The organism is Winogradskyella sp. PG-2 (assembly GCF_000828715.1).
Classification (GTDB): domain Bacteria; phylum Bacteroidota; class Bacteroidia; order Flavobacteriales; family Flavobacteriaceae; genus Winogradskyella.
This window is the reverse complement of record NZ_AP014583.1, coordinates 2093681-2113192: the sequence shown is the minus strand read 5'-3', so window position 1 is coordinate 2113192 and position 19512 is coordinate 2093681. Positions and strand designations below refer to the sequence as shown.

Annotated in this window: 16 protein-coding genes and 1 tRNA gene; 6 read left to right on the top strand and 11 right to left on the bottom strand. The window is 33.1% G+C overall.

What is annotated here, in order from left to right; genetic code table 11:
- Nucleotides 1–19: 19 nt before the first annotated feature.
- The 4 genes from lptC to WPG_RS09315 are packed head-to-tail and all read right to left on the bottom strand — an operon-like array spanning nt 20 to nt 4008.
- The gene (lptC, locus tag WPG_RS09330) at nt 20–586 is read right to left on the bottom strand and encodes an LPS export ABC transporter periplasmic protein LptC (RefSeq protein ID WP_045471690.1); all 567 of its coding nucleotides are present in this window, start codon (nt 584–586) and stop codon (nt 20–22) included.
- Nucleotides 586–1944 carry a tetratricopeptide repeat protein gene (locus WPG_RS09325; RefSeq protein WP_045471684.1) on the bottom strand — a complete coding sequence of 453 codons (1359 nt, stop codon included), beginning with the start codon at nt 1942–1944 and terminating at the stop codon, nt 586–588. The genes lptC and WPG_RS09325 overlap by 1 nt, the downstream gene beginning before the upstream one ends.
- A 13-nt stretch (nt 1945–1957) precedes the next feature.
- Nucleotides 1958–3280 (bottom strand): outer membrane protein transport protein, encoded by a 1323-nt coding sequence (locus WPG_RS09320; protein ID WP_045471680.1) that lies wholly within the window; start codon nt 3278–3280, stop codon nt 1958–1960.
- Nucleotides 3280–4008 (bottom strand): type III pantothenate kinase, encoded by a 729-nt coding sequence (locus WPG_RS09315; protein WP_045471677.1) that lies wholly within the window; start codon nt 4006–4008, stop codon nt 3280–3282. The genes WPG_RS09320 and WPG_RS09315 overlap by 1 nt, the downstream gene beginning before the upstream one ends.
- A gap of 102 nt (nt 4009–4110) precedes the next feature.
- On the opposite strand from WPG_RS09315, the gene WPG_RS09310 reads away from it, so the two are divergent.
- Nucleotides 4111–4186: transfer RNA gene (locus WPG_RS09310), tRNA-Phe, on the top strand.
- A 346-nt stretch (nt 4187–4532) separates the two neighbouring features.
- Here the strand turns inward: WPG_RS09310 and WPG_RS09305 are convergent.
- Nucleotides 4533–6251, bottom strand: coding sequence for a glycosidase (locus tag WPG_RS09305; RefSeq protein ID WP_045471674.1), 1719 nt, complete (start codon nt 6249–6251; stop codon nt 4533–4535).
- A gap of 198 nt (nt 6252–6449) precedes the next feature.
- Between WPG_RS09305 and WPG_RS09300 the strand changes: the two genes are divergently transcribed.
- Nucleotides 6450–8105 carry a solute:sodium symporter family transporter gene (locus WPG_RS09300; RefSeq protein ID WP_045471672.1) on the top strand — a complete coding sequence of 552 codons (1656 nt, stop codon included), beginning with the start codon at nt 6450–6452 and terminating at the stop codon, nt 8103–8105.
- An 18-nt stretch (nt 8106–8123) separates the two neighbouring features.
- Nucleotides 8124–9785, top strand: coding sequence for a glycoside hydrolase family 13 protein (locus tag WPG_RS09295; RefSeq protein ID WP_045471671.1), 1662 nt, complete (start codon nt 8124–8126; stop codon nt 9783–9785).
- 1 nt (nt 9786) lies between these two features.
- On the opposite strand, the gene WPG_RS09290 is transcribed toward WPG_RS09295, so the two are convergent.
- From WPG_RS09290 to WPG_RS09265, 6 genes are all read right to left on the bottom strand, one after another.
- Nucleotides 9787–10524 (bottom strand): DUF1080 domain-containing protein, encoded by a 738-nt coding sequence (locus tag WPG_RS09290; protein WP_045471669.1) that lies wholly within the window; start codon nt 10522–10524, stop codon nt 9787–9789.
- Between the two features lie 11 nt (nt 10525–10535).
- The gene (locus WPG_RS09285) at nt 10536–11585 is read right to left on the bottom strand and encodes a sugar phosphate isomerase/epimerase family protein (RefSeq protein ID WP_045471667.1); all 1050 of its coding nucleotides are present in this window, start codon (nt 11583–11585) and stop codon (nt 10536–10538) included.
- Between the two features lie 6 nt (nt 11586–11591).
- Complete coding sequence (locus tag WPG_RS09280; RefSeq protein ID WP_045471665.1) at nt 11592–12734, bottom strand: Gfo/Idh/MocA family protein; 1143 nt, start codon at nt 12732–12734, stop codon at nt 11592–11594.
- 4 nt (nt 12735–12738) lie between these two features.
- On the bottom strand, nt 12739–13971 hold the full coding sequence (locus tag WPG_RS09275; RefSeq protein WP_045471662.1) for a nucleoside permease: 1233 nt from the start codon (nt 13969–13971) through the stop codon (nt 12739–12741).
- A 5-nt stretch (nt 13972–13976) separates the two neighbouring features.
- On the bottom strand, nt 13977–14939 hold the full coding sequence (locus WPG_RS09270) for a sugar phosphate isomerase/epimerase family protein (RefSeq protein WP_045471659.1): 963 nt from the start codon (nt 14937–14939) through the stop codon (nt 13977–13979).
- 96 nt (nt 14940–15035) lie between these two features.
- The gene (locus WPG_RS09265; protein ID WP_045471656.1) at nt 15036–16079 is read right to left on the bottom strand and encodes a helix-turn-helix transcriptional regulator; all 1044 of its coding nucleotides are present in this window, start codon (nt 16077–16079) and stop codon (nt 15036–15038) included.
- A gap of 137 nt (nt 16080–16216) precedes the next feature.
- Here WPG_RS09265 and WPG_RS09260 point away from each other — a divergent pair, with 137 nt between their 5' ends.
- The 3 genes from WPG_RS09260 to WPG_RS09250 are packed head-to-tail and all read left to right on the top strand — an operon-like array spanning nt 16217 to nt 19503.
- Nucleotides 16217–17938, top strand: a complete 1722-nt coding sequence (locus WPG_RS09260; protein WP_045471653.1) for a GMC oxidoreductase — start codon at nt 16217–16219, stop codon at nt 17936–17938.
- Nucleotides 17939–17950: 12 nt separating this feature from the next.
- Nucleotides 17951–18592: a gluconate 2-dehydrogenase subunit 3 family protein gene (locus WPG_RS09255; RefSeq protein WP_045471650.1), complete on the top strand. Its 642-nt coding sequence runs from the start codon at nt 17951–17953 to the stop codon at nt 18590–18592.
- On the top strand, nt 18592–19503 hold the full coding sequence (locus WPG_RS09250; protein WP_045471647.1) for a hydroxypyruvate isomerase family protein: 912 nt from the start codon (nt 18592–18594) through the stop codon (nt 19501–19503). Before WPG_RS09255 ends, WPG_RS09250 begins: the two co-directional genes overlap by 1 nt.
- The last annotated feature ends 9 nt before the right edge of the window (nt 19504–19512 follow it).

The following is a 19512-nucleotide window of genomic DNA, read 5'->3' as shown; positions in this document are numbered from 1 at the left end:
ATTTATTACACAAAGGTAATCAATTATCGAGTTCAAAATCTCCTCCCATTTCTAACATCTGGAAGTTATTAAAATCTTTATCAGCGTCGAATCCATTTCCTTTTGTAAATCCTATAGTTTGCTTATAGTAAAATGGTTGATTGGTAAACACCCATTCCATTTTTTCACTATAATAAAGCTGTTCTGTAAATAAGGTGTCTTTTGTGTACGTTGCAATAACCACATTACCCCTTAAGTCGATTAGATCTGTTTCTGAATAGAATATAGCATATCGTGATGTGATCGTAGTCATATTATTATCATCATCGTAAATCTTAAGCTTAAGACCGTCTGGAAATTCAGAAAACGCAAAATCCCTATTTGAATAATCTAGCATCTTGGGACTAATTAGGTTGGCTTGAAGCTTTACGGTATCATTCTTAAGTTCCGTATATTTTAAATCAATGTTTTCGGCTTCACCAATTGGTTGATTTTGAAGTATACCAACCTTCTGAACTTCATCAAAATCATTATTACATGAAAAAAACATAGTCACAGCAATTGCTGTGACTATGTTTTTTATGATATGTAATTTCTTTTTTATCATTAACCTGGGACCTTAACTGAACGCTGAATCCAACATCCAATTTTAATGGTTTGCCCTTTGTTTCCTGCAGAGAAAATGTCTGATTTAGATGGAGCACTAGTTCTATAACTCGTAGCAGTTCTTGCTGCTGCAGACCTTAAACGTCCATCTACTCTACCTGCTCTTTCTGCAGTATTAGCTGCTAACCAGAATACAGCTCTCTTATTAAAGTTACTATCTCCACAATTGTTAGCACTCTTCGCGTACATAGCGGCAATTGCTAAATAAGGAGAACCATCTGAAGGATTTAATTTTAAAGCTTCGTTATAATATTGTCTTGCTTTACCATATCTACCTTTAGATTTAAGATCATTAGCCAATCCCTTGTAAAGTTTTGCCTTTCTTAAAGGATCTGTTGACAAAGAAATTGTTTGATCTAAATATTTTTGTTCGTCAGTAAGTAAATAAAGGTAGTATGCTGTATCTGCGCTAGGCTCTATACTATTCTTTTGTTCTACTAACTTTAAGAATAAAGGATCTTCTTTACAACCTTTAGCGTACATTCTGTTCATTGCACGTTGTAACCAAACACCGTTATTTTTATTCTCTTCGAAATCTTTTTGATATAATGGTACTAAAACCTCACAAGTTGCTCTCTTACCAAGCTTTTGATCCATACTAGATTTTACGGTCTCAAATGCTTTCAAATTAGCTTCGTAATTTTTCTTGTACTTCAACTCTTTCTTTGTAAGATCAGTCCCTGCTTCTTCTTTAGATACTAATTTATTTAACTTTTCTGTATAAGTCGTCTCTATAGCCTCTATCATTTCAATAACATCATCGTACTTATCGAACATTTGTTGAGCTTCTTTTTTACCACCATCAAACAGATCAACTATAAGTGAGAAATACGTATAAAGCCCTTTAGCGTTAGTGAAGTTTTTAGGATCCTTCTGAGCAGCATCATCGAACATGTTATACAATTGATCATTAGTCTTACCTAGTTCTTTTTTGTACTTATATGATAAGTTAGCTTTATCAATTAAAATTTCACCAAGATCATATTTAGAAGCAAAATGCTCTCTACTTTGATCGAACAATAACATTAAATCATTGATATGTGCTATTTGATCTGCTCCAGTAGAGTTTTCAATCTTGTGCTTTAATATCTTTTCTCCATGAGCATAAATAGCTCTGTTAAATCTTGGACATTTGTTACGCACAATTTTCCATGGTCCATAAGCATCATCGTATTTCTTGCTTTTTACATAGCTATCAAAAATTGATAGATTGTTCATACATTCCTCATCTTGCTGAGCAAAACCTACGTTGAAACTCACAAAAAGTGCCAGTAGCAGTGTAGTAATTCTCGTCTTCATTTTATTATTATTGTTAGTTATACTTCCTTTGTTTAAACCATCTAGAGTTTAAAGATAAACTTACATTTAAGTTTACAAAATTCTCTTGGATTAAGTTTTTATTAGTTGTTCCTCGTTGTCCAAATTCTAAACCTAAATTAGCATTAGAAAATAAACTGCGATTTCCAACTGGTAAACCTAAACCAAAAGATATGCCAAACTCCTTAATTGATTCATCTTTTATTACTAAACCTGTATTCGCAAAGTTAAAACCTGCTCTGTATACTATACGTTTATAGTAACCTGAAAAAGCGTTATAATCTGGAATAAAGAATCCACCTACAGCAAATTGTGACGCATTCTCAAAGGCAGAAATTTCATTATTAAATATAGGGTTAGAAAAATCACTTGTATTCTGTAATGTATACTCAGCACCTACAAACCATGATTTTGGTTTCCCTAAACCTGCACCAAAAGATAAAGTTGAAGGTAAAGTTAATTTAGAAGTTTCAAGGTCTAAAGCACCTAAATCTACATCTATGGTATTTCTTATACTTGTAACATCAAATGTAGTTCCATCTAGTGTCACTGTTGAAAAGGCTCTTCTATTTTCAGAATTAAGCTTGCTCTCTGGAGAATATGTTGCTGTTGCCGATAATTCTAATTTATCCGAAACCATCGTTTTATATGCAAACCCAAAATTAAAATTTAATCCACTTAAATCAGATCTATTAAGCTCTCTTGTTTGATAATCTACCGGATCACCTTCTGGAGTATAACCAACACCAATTGCTGCATTTTGGATATTTCCGAAATTATAATTAAAATCTACCCCAATACTTAATTTATCTGATATTTGATAACCGAAACCAGCAAACACTTTATTAATTCCTCCTTCCCCAAAGTAACGATTTAACAATCTGTCATCATCATTAAAATCATCGAGTTTATATCCTACAGAAGTATAAGGCAATAGTCCAAAACCAAAACCAAATTTTCCAATTGGTACAGACATGGCTAAATAATCGACAGTAGAACTATTTGTCTTTGCTTCGCCTGAGTTACTCTTTAATGTAGAATTTGAAGCGGTACCAGCAATTGAAAATTTCACTGGTCTACTTTCGCCATCAAAATTTAATCCATTTAGATTTTTACCTGCATAAGCCGCAGGATTCCTAAGGTTTATGTGTATACTATCTAAATACACACTAATTCCTCCCATACTTCTATTTTCTACAGTCCCTTTAAACTTAAGACTACCTATACCATAAAAAGAGTATGGAGATGCTGTTCCGGTTTGGCCATAAACACTAGAACTAATAATTGTAATACAAATTACAATGAGACGTTTTATCATTATTTTTTGTTATAATCTAGAATAAAATTCAAACCTTCCAATAGGAAATTTGAATTCGCAAATATGCTATTTTTTAATTGGTTTGACAAAAATTTAGCATCGCCTCCTGTTAAAATAACTGTTAAATCTGGGTATTCTTGAAGATATTGGTCGATAACACCATCAATTTCTTTAATAACACCAAATACAACACCAGAATGAATCGATGATTCTGTAGAGTCTCCAATTATTGTTTTTGGTTGGTTAGTATCTAATAACGGGAGATTTGCTGTTAAATTATTAAGAGTTTTATATCTCAATCTAATTCCTGGTGAAATTGCTCCTCCTAAATAGTCATTCTTATCGGTTATAAAATCGTAGGTAATACATGTACCTGCGTCTATAATTAATACATTTTCATCAGGAAACTGGTCAACAGATGCACTAACTAATGCTACACGGTCTACTCCTAAAGTTTTTGGTGTTTTATATAAGTTATTAAAAGGGACTTTTGTTTTAGAATTTAATTCTACAACTTTTAAGTCGTCACCAATAACTTCTATTTGCTTATTAGACAAACGTCCTACAGAAGAAATAATAGCAGATTTTAATTTAGGAAAATCCTTTTTCAATAATTTATATTCTTTTTTTAACTCTGAAAGTTTAAAACTCGTTTTATAAATTAACTCTGCCTTTATATAAATGGCAAACTTTACATAGGTATTTCCAACATCAACGATAAGATTCATAAACTATTTCTAGTTTACAAATTTATAAAATCAAATTTTACAAGTTTATTTTTGAGAATAATAAAATTGCATATATATTTGCACCCGCTTAATTAAGCAATTGGTGCCTTAGCTCAGTTGGTAGAGCAAAGGACTGAAAATCCTTGTGTCCCTGGTTCGATTCCTGGAGGCACCACCATCAAAAACCCGATTCAATTGAATCGGGTTTTTTGGTTTTAAAACATAAACAAAAGATAAAATACAATTTTGTAATGAAATTATTAAAAAAATTGTTATTTCAACGTCTTTTATTATTAAAAGTAATTAAGAATAATTATTGTTTATGATGATAATCAACAAGTAGCCTTTATAGATCGTGGCCGTAATCAAGTTATTGGTTATGAATACTTTATACCAAACTTAGAAATTACTCAAACTGGTAATCAATTATATCCTATTGAAGTTGTTGGTGGTTAGTTTATAAATTAATTATGTACTAAAAATAAAAACTAAATTTATAAATTGGGTTTTTATTTTTAGTAGAATTATTTGGAATAACTAATATCAAAAATCAATAGATTTAAATCTACTTTTAGTCTCGCAAAATCCTGGTTATTCTCCCAAAGAAAATCAATTGTAGATGGTTTACTTTGATTAATAGTAATATTACCTTGAAATGCTCTATGCGTATTTCTTAACCTTATCAAATCTAATTGCTTTAAAACTGGTTCACTTAGAAGTGCTTTTTCTATGTCTTCAATCTTTAATGTTGTACGATTAATTTCTTTGTGACCTCCTTCACCAGCTTTATCAACAGCGTTATAATTATTTTTACCTTCAAAAATATCTAAATACCAAATTTGTGGAATACCTGGCATAAATAATTGTATTGCTCTAGCCAATACTAATTTTTGAGGATCCTCTCCCAGTGCACTAAAGAAAGTAGCGTTAACTTGATAATAAGAAATTTTCTTTCCGGTTGGACCATATAAATTCTTAACCTTACCTCCACGTTCTATGATTATACTCATAACATCTTCAATCTCACTATCCTCTAATAATCCCTTACAATAATTACCGTTTACATCTTTTCCTTTTAGATCTAATACTGGAATCCCATCGTGACAGCCCAACATATTTACAACGTGATAATTCTTATCTTCTATTTCCTGAGCCCAATTTAAAAGTGCTGTACTTGACTTTTTTTCTAAAGTATGAATCATTAATCCAGGTAAGAAAAAATCGTAAATCTGAAAACCTTTTTTTGCAACTTCATCATGGAGAGAAGAACCATATTCCGCATGGATTTCTGGCAATAGAATTAATTCATTTTCATCTGCAATCTTCTTAATTCTTTCTAAATGATTCCAAGTACCAGGAGTATTAAAAAAGTTAGACTCACCTACAGCTTTATGTAGGTAAGCAAAAGCGTCAAGTCTTAAAATCTTACAACCAAATCTTTTTAATTTGGCAAGAGTTTCTTCATAAAAAGACCAAACCAACTCGGATTTTGCATTCACATCCATTTGACCTAGATATGATCTATTCCTTTTTAAAATTTGAATTACAGCAGGTTGAAATATATTATTTTCACCTAAATCCAAATCGTTAAAGCTCATTAATTCATCAACTTTCTCATTGACCCTATTTATAATAGATTCGGACTGAGAAGTCGTTAATCCACTTACAGATTTTAAGTCTTCACTACTAAGTTTGTTATAGTTTACTTTTTGATAAAACGTATTCCAGTATGGTTGTTCGGAACCATCAGGAAAAACTACATTTAGTATTGGTAATCCTGATTTTCTCATAAAAAGCTTATTCAAAAATACCTCATCTGGTATTATAATACCCTTGTCATTCATCGTTCCGTTTTCTTTCCAGAATGAATTCCAATTAATAAAAAAATCTTTGTATTTAGATTTTTCACCATGCTTTAAAAGATCTTTAAACTGTGGCGAACCTATTGATAGATGATTTAAAACAATATCAAATTTCAGCATAATATTTAATCTATCTAATGCTTCTAAATCATCTTCAGAAACTAATTCTTCGTTAAGATTATAATCTACTATAGAAAAGCCTCTATCTAAATCACTATTAAAAAAAGTTGGCAAAATATAGAACAAAGAAAAAGCATCTTTAAACTCTGGCATTTGAAGCATTCTAATTGTATCGCTTAATTTTTCTCCAATACTATCTGGATATGCATTAAGCATTACACCATTAAATTGGGCTTCCATATTCTTAGTCGCATCCTCCATGCTTTTAATTTAAATATTTAATTTGTTCAGAAAATTAAATTTACAAACCCTTTTTCTTATTCCAAACCTATCAACAAAAAACAAATTTAAAATTTAATCGAAAACGTTTTCGATTATTTTAAAGGAACTCAAATACGAAAAAAGACTATCCTTAATTGGTTTTTCATATATTGCTATACTAACTAACTTCTAATTTATATGTTATCAATTATAACCTTTATTGGCTTTACTGCTTTAGTAGCCATTATTGCATGGTATGCTACAAGAAAAACAGATGAATCAACCGCTGATGGTTTTTATCTTGGTGGAAGAAGCCTAGGAGCATTAACCATTGCTGGCTCATTACTACTAACCAATCTATCTGCTGAACAAATCGTTGGTCTTAATGGTCAAGCATTTTCTGAAGGCATCTTAGTTATGGCATGGGAAACACTTGCTGCTATTGCAATTGTTGTAACAGCTATTTTTCTTTTACCCAAATATATGCGTTCTGGCATAACAACAATCCCAGAATTTATCGAGGGGCGTTTTGATCAACAGACGAGAGCTATTCTTGCAGTTCTATTTTTAATTGCATTCGGAATCGTTTTATTACCAACTATTTTGTATTCAGGATCATTAGCATTTAGCACTATGTTTGACTTGCCGGAATTGTTAGGTATGTCTCAATCTGGAGTTATTTGGCTGTGCGTTTGGAGTATAGGTGTTATTGGAATTATCTATGCCATTTTTGGAGGATTAAAAGCCGTTGCAGTTTCCGATTTAATTAACGCAATCGGATTACTAGTTGGTGGACTTTTAATACCAATTTTTGGTCTAAGTGTTATTGGTGATGGAAATGTAACGGATGGTCTTAATACATTATGGAACAGTAATCCTGAGAAATTTAATGCTGTTGGTGATGTCACGTCTTCAATTCCCTTTGGAACTATTTTCACTGGTATGATGATAGCTCAGATTTATTATTGGGGAACTAACCAGTCTATTTTACAACGTGTATTTGGTGCCAAGAATTTAGCCGAAGGACAAAAAGGGATGATCGCGGCTGCATTTGTGAAATTTTTAATTCCTGTAATAGTTGTATTACCAGGTATTATTGCATGGCATGTTTTTGAAGGAAACTTAGACAATGCAGATCAGGCATATCCTGCATTAGTTAAAAAAGTTTTGCCGACTGCATTTATTGGCTTTTTTGCTGCTGTATTATTTGGAGCCGTATTAAGTTCATTTAACAGTTTATTAAATAGTAGTGCAACACTTTTTGGTTCAGATTTATACAAGCAGAATTTTAATAAAAATGCAACAGAAAAACAATCTGTAAAAGCTGGAAAAATTGCTGGACTTATACTTGCACTAATCGGGATGAGTATTGCCCCATTTATAGCTAACGCTCCTGGAGGTTTATTCGATTATATACAACAAGCTTTAGGAAGCTTAAGTGTTCCTATCTTAGCTGTAGTATTAACAGGAATTATATCTAAAAAAGTTCCAGCTATTGGTGCCAAAACAGTTTTAGTTGCTGGTGTTTTGATGTACTTATTTAGTTTACTCTATCTAGGACCAAATACTATAGAAACTACAATGACAGAAGCTACTGCTAATGGCATTACAGACGCAAATGAGTTAGCAATTATAAAGGCTAAGGCTTATCCGCATTTCTTACATATCATGGGTATACTGTTTGTTATTAACATGGTGATTATGCTAATATTTAGATTTGTAAAGCCTAAAAAGGACGAAGATATATATGTTCCTGAAGTTACTGAAATCATTGACACGACTCCATGGATATATACTAAACCAATAGGTATCTTTATTGTCATTTTGGTATTAGCGACCTACCTTATTTCCTAAAAGCTTTTTAAAGTACTTATGAAACGAACTTGGTGGAAAGAAGGAGTAGTGTATCAAATTTATCCACGCTCTTTTAAAGATACAACAGGGAATGGTTTAGGTGATATTTATGGTATTATAGAAAAGCTTGATTATATCAAATCACTAGGAGTCGATATAATTTGGCTTTGTCCCGTTTATGAATCTCCTAATGATGATAATGGTTATGATATTTCAGATTACAAAGCTATTTCTAAAGAGTTTGGCGGTTCAGAAGCTTTTGATCTTTTACTTAAAGGCATGCATCAAAGAGGCCTAAAACTTGTTATGGATTTAGTACTAAATCATAGTTCTGATGAACACAAGTGGTTTAAAGAATCTCGTAAATCTAAAGACAACCCTTATCGAGATTACTATTTCTGGAAGAGCTCAAAAGACAGTAACCCACCAAATAATTGGACATCCTTTTTTAGTGGCTCGGCTTGGAAAAAAGATGATATTACTAATGAATATTTCTTACATCTTTTCACTAAAAAACAACCAGACTTAAATTGGGAGAATCCTAAAGTGCGTAAAGAAATACATGATATTGTAGACTTCTGGTGTAAAAAAGGAGTTGACGGGTTTAGAATGGATGTGATTTCTTTAATCTCAAAACAACTCGAGTTTCCCGATAGTATTTATCCTGAAGATTATGGTAAGACTATTAAAAACTATTATGCTAATGGACCAAAAATTCATCAATATTTAAATGAACTCAATAAAGAAGTATTGTCTAAATATGATATTATGACCGTTGGTGAAGGTCCTGGTATTGATTTAAGTAATGGCCTTGATTATGTTGATGATAGTAGAAATGAGCTTAATATGATTTTTCACTTTGACCACATGTTTATAGACAATGGTCCAGGAGGGAAATACGACCCAATTGATGTTTCTCTTCCTAAATTTAAAAAAGTATTTAATGATTGGGATACCAAATTAAAAGACAAAGGTTGGGGAAGTATCTTTTTAGGTAACCATGACTTTTCTAGAATGGTATCTCGCTTTGGGAATGATTCTAAATATCATAACGAATCTGCAAAGCTTTTAGCGTTGCTTTTATTCACACTCAGAGGCACTGTATATGTTTATCAAGGTGATGAGATAGGAATGACTAATGTTGCTTACCCTTCTATCGAAGATTATAATGATGTTGAAACCTTAGGTAGTTGGAATGAAGCAATAGCTAGAGGTGAGGACATGAAAGACTATTTAAAATTAGTTCATAGACAAAGTAGAGACAATGCAAGAACACCAATGCAATGGGATAAAACTAAAAATTCAGGATTTTCAGAAGGCACACCATGGTTAAAAGTTAATCCTAATTTTGAAGCAATAAATGTTGAGACTCAAGAGAATAATGCCCATTCTATTCTAAACTTTTACAGACAGATGATAGCATTTAGAAAAGCTAATACAGTAATGGTTTATGGTGACTATGAGTGTATGAATGAAGATGATGAAAATCTATATATATATTCACGCTCAGATGAAAATGATCACTATATCATATTATTAAATTTTAGTGATAACGTTCAACCTGTAAAGCATCTAGAATTAAATTTAAACGCAAGCGAATTGATTATCTCAAACCTTGAAGCTTTACATTCCATAACAGAACTCCAACCTTGGGAAGCTCAACTTAGAAAATATAGTTAGTCTAGTCTAGATTCTTTATTTTAATATTTCTATACCAAACCTTGTCACTATGGTCTTGCAACCCTATGTGACCCGTTCTGTATTTGCCAAAACCTTCCCAATCTTTAAACTTTGAGTCCGCCACCATTTTACCCCAGTCTTCTCCATGCAATGCAAAACTCATAACTTCAGTACCATTCATACTCACTTTAGCTAAGTTGGCATCTTGATTTACTTCAATAACACAAAGATTCCATTCTCCAGCAGGATTAATATGCTCTTCTGGACAAGCTATCATATCATATAATGAACCTGCTTTGTGAGTTCCTTCGGCAACAAAGGAATCTGGATGTTTAGCATTATCTAAAACCTGTATTTCTGGCCCTGTCATATATGCTTCAGTATATTTTTCATCTTCATAAACTCCCCAAAAAATACCGCTATTACCTGCTTCAGATATCTTCCATTCTAAAGACAAAATAAAATTTGTATACGTGTCTTTGGAGATAATATTTTTACCTCCTTCTTCACCAGGAGTAAAAGTCATTTCACCATCCTCAATAGTCCATTCTGGATGCATTTCTTCAGATAAATAGCCTCTCCAATTATCCAATGATGTGCCATCAAACAAAATCGTCCATTCATTACTAGTTTCTTCCTCCACTATTTCAATTACGTCTTTTTCCACTTCTTTTTCTTTGTTTTCTTTACATGATGCAAAGGTTAAAAGGCAAAGGCCTAAAATCAAAAATTTATTCATTTCTATGCTATTTAAATTCCTAGTATTTTTCTTAATTGTTCTTTATCTACGTCAGCTCCAGCAAAATCATCAAAACGCTTTTCGGTAGCTTCAATAATATGATCTTGTATAAACTTAACACCTTCTCGTGCACCTTGTTCAGGACTTTTAATACAACATTCCCATTCCATAACTGCCCAAACATCGCAACCATATTCCGTAAGCTTTGTGAAAATTGTTTTAAAATCTACTTGTCCGTCTCCAGGCGAACGATAGCGTCCTGCACGATCTTTCCAATCACCATAGCCACCAAACATACCTTTCTTACCTGTAGGTTTAAATTCTGAATCTTTGACATGAAAGGCTTTTATAAATTCGTGATAATGGTCTATATATTCAATATAATCTAGTTGCTGCAATACAAAATGTGAAGGGTCGTATAAGATGTTGACACGTTTATGATTATTTGTTGCTTCCAAAAAGCGCTCGAAAGTTACACCATCGTGCAAGTCTTCACCTGGGTGAATTTCGTAACAAACATCGACACCTTGTTCATCAAAATGATTAAGAATTGGTAGCCATCGTTTTGCTAGTTCTCCAAAACCCATTTCAACTAATCCATCAGGTCGCTGTGGCCATGGATGCATTGTATGCCATAAAAGTGAGCCTGAAAATGTAGCATGTGCATTCAGTCCTAATCTTCGACTTGCTGTTGCAGCATCTTTTACTTGCTGAGTAGCCCATTCTGTTCTCGCTTTAGGATTACCTTTACAATGATTTGGTGCAAAATTATCGAACATAATATCATATGCAGGATGTACAGCAACCAACTGCCCTTGAAGATGTGTTGAGAGTTCGGTGATTTCTAATCCATAGGAATTTATTTTTCCTTTAAACTCATCACAATAAGTTTGACTTTCAGCTGCCTTTCCTAAATCTATTAAACTTGGGTCCGTTGGTATCTGTATACCTTTATAACCCAAATCACTCGCCCATTGACAAAGTCCATCTAAAGAATTAAATGGAGCGTTATCATCCATAAATTGCGCTAAAAATACTGCAGGCCCTTTAATCGTTTTCATGCTCAATTAATGTTTATCTATTTCTACCCATACGTTTCCGGCCTTATGCGACTCAACTGCCTTTTCAATAAAGTTCATGCCACGAACACCATCAATCATCGTTGGAAACTCACCATGGTCATAAGTCTCATTTCTAATCGCTTTAGCTACACCTTTATAAATATTTCCCATTGAGTCGAATATACCTTCTGGATGTCCTGGAGGTAATTTTGTACCATCTAAAGATAGCTTACTATTATAGCCATGACCTGGTTTAAGGACACGTAAGGGTTGTCCATCTTCTAATAAGTAGAGGTAATTCGGATTCTCTTGTTCCCATTTTAATCCGGCTTTATCACCATATATTTGGACTGTAAAATTATTCTCTTCCCCAGTTGCTATCTGACTAGCTCGAATAACCCCTTTTACACCATTATCGCAATGAATTAAAACAGTACCATCTATATCCATTTGGTTGTCTTCGTACAAGTAATTTAAATCTGCTAATATTGAATTCACTTTTAAGCCAGACATATACTCCACCATATCAAAAGCATGTGTACCAATATCACCAATACAGCAACTAATACCTGATTTTTCTGGATCTAATCTCCATGTCGATTTGCGTTGTTCTTTATCGTGAATTATGGAATTTATCCATCCTTGATAATATTGCGCATCAATTTTTTGAATTTTTCCGATGTCACCATTTGCAATCATTTGTCGCATTTGACGTACCATAGGATAACCAGTATAGGTATACGTAACTGCAAAAACTGTACTAGATTTTTTAAGTATCTCATGAAGAATTTTTGCCTCTTCATATGTCGTAGTCATTGGTTTTTCGCAAATGACATTAAATCCATTTTCCAGTAATTTTTTAGCCATTGGAAAATGTAAAAAGTTAGGAGTTAGAATAGACACAACTTCAATTCGTTTATCTTCAGGAAGTTCTAATTCTTTTTCGATTAGTGTATCTAAATCTTTATAAACTTGATCTGTTGGGATTCCAATCTGATTAGCAAACTTGATGCTCTCATCTAACGAAGGGTTAAAAGATCCACCAACAAGTTGATATCTATCGAACATTGAAGATGCTACTCTATGTAAAACTCCAATAAGCGAATCTCCACCTCCACCTAAAATGCCAAGTCGTATTTTATTACTCATGTACTTATGAATCTTTATATTCTATTTTTTCGTTTTTAAATAATAAAGCAAATAAAAGCATAACTGCACCTGCAAAAATTGCAGGGAATACCCAAATATCTTTCCAACTATGCAAACCTTCACTAATTAAATTTTTATCTACAATTTGTCCAGCTACCCAAAATCCAACTAACATACCTACACCATAAGTTGCTAATGTTATGAGTCCCTGAGCTGCACTTTTTACTTTTTCACCAGCTTTAGAATCCGTATATATTTGACCTGAAACAAAGAAAAAATCATAGCAAATTCCATGTAAAGCGATACCTAGAACAATCATAAAAAATAAATCTCCTGCATTACCATATGCAAACAGAACATATCTAATTCCCCAAGCTAACATTCCGAATAAAATCGTTTTTTTGAAACCATACTTTTTAAAGAAGAACGGTAACAACAACATAAACAATACTTCAGACATTTGACCTAATGAAGCCCAAGCGGTAGAATTCTCTACCTTATACTCAGTTAAAAACGGACTAATATTTTGATAGTAAAATGCTAAAGGGATACATATTAAAACTGATGATATAAAGAACACTAAGAAGTTAGTATCCTTCAATAATTTTAAAGCATCTAAGCCTAAAATATCTGATAGACCTACTTTATCATCTTTAGAAATACTTGGAGGTGTTTTTGGTAGTATAAAACTAAAAATACCTAAAATAGCTGAAGCAATTGACACCATTAAAAATGTATTAGACAACATACCATTAGCTATATTCTCAATAGAATCCCATTTAAAGACAAAGCTAATTACTAAACCTGCTAAAATCCAACCTACAGTTCCCCATACTCTTACATGAGGGAATTGCTTTGCAGGATCATTCATTTGATTAAAAGCAACCGAATTAACTAATGCTAGAGTTGGCATATAAGCAATCATATAACCTAATACATAAGGGTAAAACACACTAAAATCAGTAGTTTGTGACATTAAATACATTAAAACTGCACCAACTATATGAAGTATACCTAATATTTTTTCAGCATTAAAAAAACGGTCGGCTATTAATCCAATAATAAAAGGTGCTATAATGGCTCCCCAAGATTGTGTAGAATAGGCCATTGCCGTTTCTGCACCAGATGCGCTTAAGTTATTTCCTAGAAAAGAACCCATAGTTACAAACCAACCTCCCCAAATAAAAAATTCGAGAAACATCATTATTGATAACTTAACGGAAGTAGATGATTTCATATTAGTTATTTTAGTTTTTGGTTTGCACTGATTAATAGATTTTTAGTAGAAACAATTCCTTCTTCTTCAGGCAGACCACCTTCAAATTCAACTCCTATGTAGCCCCTATAACCTGCATCTTTAACTATTTGTAAGATTCTAACATAATCTAATGTAGTTTCATTACCGTTTTCATCAAATGCATATGATTTTGCACTTACTGCTTTTGCTTTGGGCATTAATAATTCAATTCCCTTATACTTATCAGTATATTCCTCTTCACATTCTCCCCAATTTTCTCCATCTTTTCGTTTTATGCACCAATTACCAAAATCTGGAAGTGTACCACAATTTTCCATATTAACTTCATTAAGTGCTTTCATTAGTTTATCTGGATCAGATGATAACCATCCATGATTTTCACAAAGTACATTTACGTTTTTGGTTGCCGCATAAGTAGATAACTTTTTTAAACCATCCACAACTGCATTATGCCAAATATCTGGGTCATTAGTTCCAAAAGTATTTACTCTGATGGAATGACAACCTAATGCAGCAGCTGCATCTACCCATTTCTTATGTAATTCTACAGCTTCATCACGTTTAGCTTCGTCTGGGTCTGCAAGATCACCTTCGTTATCAACCATTATAAGAATATTATTTTGATTGTATTTTTTACTCTCTTCGGCTAACTTCTTAACTAATGCGTCAATACCATTTTTTTCATAGAAGGGCTTGTACAACTGACTTACATATTCTAAGCCTTCAAATTCCAAAGAATCAGCAATTCTTGCAAAGTCAAAAGGATCCATACCTTGAAATCTAATATTTTCATTCAATGACCACTGCGCCAAGGATAGCTTAAAAAATTGTTCATTATTCATTTCTTTGATCTTGTCATCTTGCTTTACTTGTTCGTTTTTATCGTCTTTACAGCTTAAAGTAGCTAGCAATAAAAAAATGATCGGAATAGTTAAATAATGTTTCATTAGTTATATTGTAATTTGTGTTAGAATTGAAAAATAATCAATTAGATAAGATTCGATGTTTACTTTTATTCAGTGAAAGAATTTAAACAAAATTATCTAAACTTCAGGATAAGCTGTTAGAGATAAATCTATTTGACGTAATTTCCTAAATTCATTCGGCGAACACTTTTCGTGCTTTTTAAATACCGTAGAAAAATACTGACTGCTAGTAAATCCGCATGAATAAGCCACCTCTCCAACCGTTAAAGCTTGGTTTTCAATAAGAATTTTTTTAGACATTTCTAATCTCCGCATAGTAAGGTACCGCATTGGAGTAAGGTTTGTTAGCTGCTTACAGTGATGTGTGAATCTAGTAAGACCAACACCTGCGCTACGGGACATACGCTCAATAGTCCAATCTTCAGATAAATTTTTATCTAATTCTTTTAAAAAATACTGAACACTTCTCGAACTATCTATCAAAGATTCATCAAGCACAATATCTTCTGTCTTTAACAAATCTAAAATCAGAATCAATAAATAGTTTACTAGTAAACGTATTCGCGAAGCATTACTACCCTTCTTATCTGTATTTACAGCACTATTTATACGTTTAAAACAATCGCGTATGCGCTGATCTGTTTTTAATATGGATTTCTCATCCTGTCTTAAAAAGTTAGTCAACTGCTTTAAATCACTTTCTGTTAAAGTAATCCAATCTGGCCAAACCCATTCTTGATGCGGACGTCTTACACCTAAATCAATAATCACCCAATAAAACTTGCCCATTCCTATATTAGGATTACCAACCTTATGAGCCTCCCAAGGCCTAGTAATAGTTAAATGATTTGGAGTTAGCACAACCTCCTTATTCTCTTGAGAATAAGGCATTGTACCCGATTCTAAAAAATGAAATTCTATACCTTCATTTCTGTGCCAATCTAAACCCCAATCCTGAGGTTCATTAGCATCCCAATAGCCTATACTATTTAACCCTAAGGTATTATCATCTAATCGATCACCTGGATACGTATGGCGCGCTAAGGCCTTAAATTTTATTTTATTCCTGTCGTGAGCATCAATTAAAGGCAAACAAGTGTCTGCATGATAGACCACGCCATCCACTTCATAAGGCCCAATTTCTTGTTTGTTTACTTTCACTGAAAAATTTTAAACAATTATACCATGCAAAATAGCTAATTTTCTGTTTTCAAAAAATATATTTGATAATTTTTGATTTTTTCTCAAATTTATTGGAAAAATATTATCAATTTCACGATATCGATTAAATTAAGACTATGAATAACAACACTAAAGTAGAAACAACAGAATATGATGCTATTGTTGTAGGCACAGGAATTTCTGGAGGATGGGCAGCAAAAGAATTATGCGAAAAGGGCTTAAAAACATTGGTTCTTGAACGAGGTAGAATGGTAAAACACAGAGAAGACTATCCGACAGCAAATCTTGACCCTTGGGATTTACCAAATGGAGGAAAACCCACGACAGATACACTACGTAGAAAATTTAAGCAAAACCGAACTGGTTATACAACACATGAAGCAAGACAACATTTCTTTGTTGACGATCTTAAGCACCCTTATAATGAAGATAAACGATTTGATTGGATGCGAGGTTATCATGTAGGTGGTCGTTCACTCATGTGGGGAAGGCAAAGTTATCGTTTAAGTAATACTGATTTTGAAGCAAACAAAAAAGATGGTGTTGCTATAGATTGGCCTGTTCGTTATAAAGATATTGAACCATGGTATGACTACGTAGAAGAATATATTGGTGTCAGTGGTGAAAACTTAGGTTTGGAACATTTTCCGGATCAAAAACTTTTAAAACCAATGAATCTTAACTGTGTTGAAGAACACTTAAAAGATAACATTTCGGAGAACTACGATGACGGACGTGTACTCACCATTGGTCGTGTTGCCCATATTACAGAAGGCACAAAGCCTGGAGATGGTCGTAGTACTTGCCAATACAGAAATAGATGTATGCGCGGTTGTCCTTTTGGCGCATATTTTAGTAGTAATTCATCAACATTACCTGCTGCTGAAGCTACAGGTAATATGACATTACGACCAAATTCTATAGTACATGAAGTAATTTATGATGATGCCACAAAGCAAGCAACTGGTGTTCGTATTATTGATGCTGAAACTAAAGAAAAAATAGAATTTAAAGCCAAAGTAATTTTCTTGTGTGCTTCTGCTATAGCATCAACATCTATTTTAATGCAATCAAAATCTGAACGTTTCCCTAATGGACTAGGAAATGATAGTGGAGAATTGGGTCATAATATAATGGATCATCATTTCCACGTAGGTGCTGTTGGAGATGCAGAAGGTTTTGATGATAAATATTATAAAGGTAGAAGAGCAAACGGTATTTATGTACCTCGTTTTAGAAATTTAGGAGGAGAAACAAATAATGGAAGCTTCAAGAGAGGATATGGCTACCAAGGTGGAGCTTCACGTGAAGATTTTTCAGAATTAGTTGCTGAATTAAAATATGGACCAAAATTAACTGAAGCTATAATGAAACCAGGTAAATGGCAGATGGTACTTTTTGGTTTTGGAGAAACTTTACCAGATCATAAAAATCGCATGTATCTAGATTACGAAAAACTTGATGAATGGGGCTTACCAACTGTAACTTTTGATGCTGAATTTGGTGAAAACGAAAACGCTATGCGTAAAGATATGGTTGCACAAGGTATAGAAATGCTCGAAAATGCAGGCTTTAAAAATGTAGTTGGATTTGATAACAGAGATAAATACGTTATGGGACTAGGTATTCATGAAATGGGTACTGCTCGTATGGGAGACGACCCTAAAACCTCGGTCTTAAATAAATGGAATCAAATACATGCCTGTTCAAATGTTTATGTTACCGATGGAGCTTTCATGACTTCAGCTGCATGTCATAATCCTTCTTTAGGTTATATGGCTTTTACAGCGAGAGCAGTAGACCATGCCACAAAGGAATTTAAAAAAAATAACGCTTAATCCTTATTAATTATGAATAGAAGAGAAGCACTTAAAAATTTAGGCTTAGCAACTGGTTTTGTAGTTGTAACACCATCTTTAATTAGTTTATTACAGAGTTGCACTTCTACACCTGAAGGATGGAAGCCTGTCTTTTTTAATGTAGATGAAACTAATTTCACAAGCAATGTTGTTGATATTATATTACCTAAAACTGAAACATTACCTGCAGCTTCTGAGCTAAATGTCATTGAATTTATTGACAAATATGTATCGGAAACTATGGATGAACACGAACAAAAAAACATGCGTTCAACATTTTCTGAAATTCTTAACATTTTAAAAGGTGATGCTGAAAATTTAGATGAAAAAACGCCCGAAGATTACAAGGCTATTTTAGATAAGTATATGCTAGTTGAAGATGAAATTGATGAAGAACGCGAAGCAAATCCTATAAAACCTTGGAGTGATCATGCTAATGCTATAAGTGGGACTAAAGAATATATTAAGCCTACCAAAAATGAGTTGTTAAATAATCTAAAATGGTTGACTATAAATGCGTACCGAACCAATGAGCAAATTGGTGAAAACGTAATGCCATACGATCCAATTCCATCAACTTACGAATGTGGTGATTTACAAGAGTTAACTGGTGGTAAAGCCTGGTCTTTATAATGCAACGCAGAAATTTTATAAAAAACACTGCACTAGCAGTTGCCGCTACTAGCGCAATCCCTTCGAGAGTTTTTGCTAGTTCTTCGCAAAAACCAGATCATTTTAAACTCGATTTTGCGCCTCATGAAGGTATGTTCAAAGCACATGCGAGTGAAAACTTATTCGACCAAATTCGCTTCATGCATCAAATGGGTTTTCGTTCATATGAAGATAACGAAATGAGGCATCGACCTATTGATGAACAAAAGGCTATTTCATCATTGATGCAAGGATTAAACATGAGGATGGGTGTATTTGTCGCTCACAAAATATATTGGGACAAACCTAATCTTGCAAGTGGTGATAAGACCTATAGATTAGAATTTCTTGACGATATTAAAAACAGTATTGAAGTCGCCAAACGCATTAATGCCAAATGGATGACTGTAGTTCCTGGTCATGTCGATTTAAGACTAGATGATGATTATCAAACAGCAAACGTAATAGAAAGTTTAAAGCAAGCATCAAGCTTACTTGAACCTCATGGTATAGTGATGGTATTAGAGCCTCTTAATTTTAGGGATCATCCAGGATTGTTTTTGAGTGAGTCCCCCCAAGCTTATCAAATTTGCAAAGCAGTTGATTCACCTTCTTGTAAAATTCTTTTCGACATATATCATCAACAAATTCAAGAAGGTAACCTAATTCCAAATATTGAGGCCACTTGGGACGAAATTGGATATTTCCAAATTGGAGACAACCCAGGTCGTAACGAACCTTCTACTGGAGAAATCAATTATAAAAATGTATTTAAACATATTTATGATAAAGGGTACAAGGGAATATTAGGGATGGAACATGGCAACTCTATCGATGGCAAAAAAGGCGAATTATCAGTAATAGAGGCTTATAAAAATGCTTCCAACTTCTAAATTATTAAC

Bases quoted from the DNA above. Each gene is read 5' to 3' on its own strand.
- WPG_RS09270 (WP_045471659.1), bottom strand. From the start codon at position 14,939: ATGAAACATTATTTAACTATTCCGATCATTTTTTTATTGCTAGCTACT.
- WPG_RS09295 (WP_045471671.1), top strand. From the start codon at position 8,124: ATGAAACGAACTTGGTGGAAAGAAGGAGTAGTGTATCAAATTTATCCA.
- WPG_RS09290 (WP_045471669.1), bottom strand. From the start codon at position 10,524: ATGAATAAATTTTTGATTTTAGGCCTTTGCCTTTTAACCTTTGCATCA.
- WPG_RS09305 (WP_045471674.1), bottom strand. From the start codon at position 6,251: ATGGAGGATGCGACTAAGAATATGGAAGCCCAATTTAATGGTGTAATG.
- lptC (WP_045471690.1), bottom strand. From the start codon at position 586: ATGATAAAAAAGAAATTACATATCATAAAAAACATAGTCACAGCAATT.
- WPG_RS09320 (WP_045471680.1), bottom strand. From the start codon at position 3,280: ATGATAAAACGTCTCATTGTAATTTGTATTACAATTATTAGTTCTAGT.
- WPG_RS09285 (WP_045471667.1), bottom strand. From the start codon at position 11,585: ATGAAAACGATTAAAGGGCCTGCAGTATTTTTAGCGCAATTTATGGAT.
- WPG_RS09280 (WP_045471665.1), bottom strand. From the start codon at position 12,734: ATGAGTAATAAAATACGACTTGGCATTTTAGGTGGAGGTGGAGATTCG.
- WPG_RS09260 (WP_045471653.1), top strand. From the start codon at position 16,217: ATGAATAACAACACTAAAGTAGAAACAACAGAATATGATGCTATTGTT.
- WPG_RS09325 (WP_045471684.1), bottom strand. From the start codon at position 1,944: ATGAAGACGAGAATTACTACACTGCTACTGGCACTTTTTGTGAGTTTC.
- WPG_RS09275 (WP_045471662.1), bottom strand. From the start codon at position 13,971: ATGAAATCATCTACTTCCGTTAAGTTATCAATAATGATGTTTCTCGAA.
- WPG_RS09250 (WP_045471647.1), top strand. From the start codon at position 18,592: ATGCAACGCAGAAATTTTATAAAAAACACTGCACTAGCAGTTGCCGCT.
- WPG_RS09315 (WP_045471677.1), bottom strand. From the start codon at position 4,008: ATGAATCTTATCGTTGATGTTGGAAATACCTATGTAAAGTTTGCCATT.
- WPG_RS09300 (WP_045471672.1), top strand. From the start codon at position 6,450: ATGTTATCAATTATAACCTTTATTGGCTTTACTGCTTTAGTAGCCATT.
- WPG_RS09255 (WP_045471650.1), top strand. From the start codon at position 17,951: ATGAATAGAAGAGAAGCACTTAAAAATTTAGGCTTAGCAACTGGTTTT.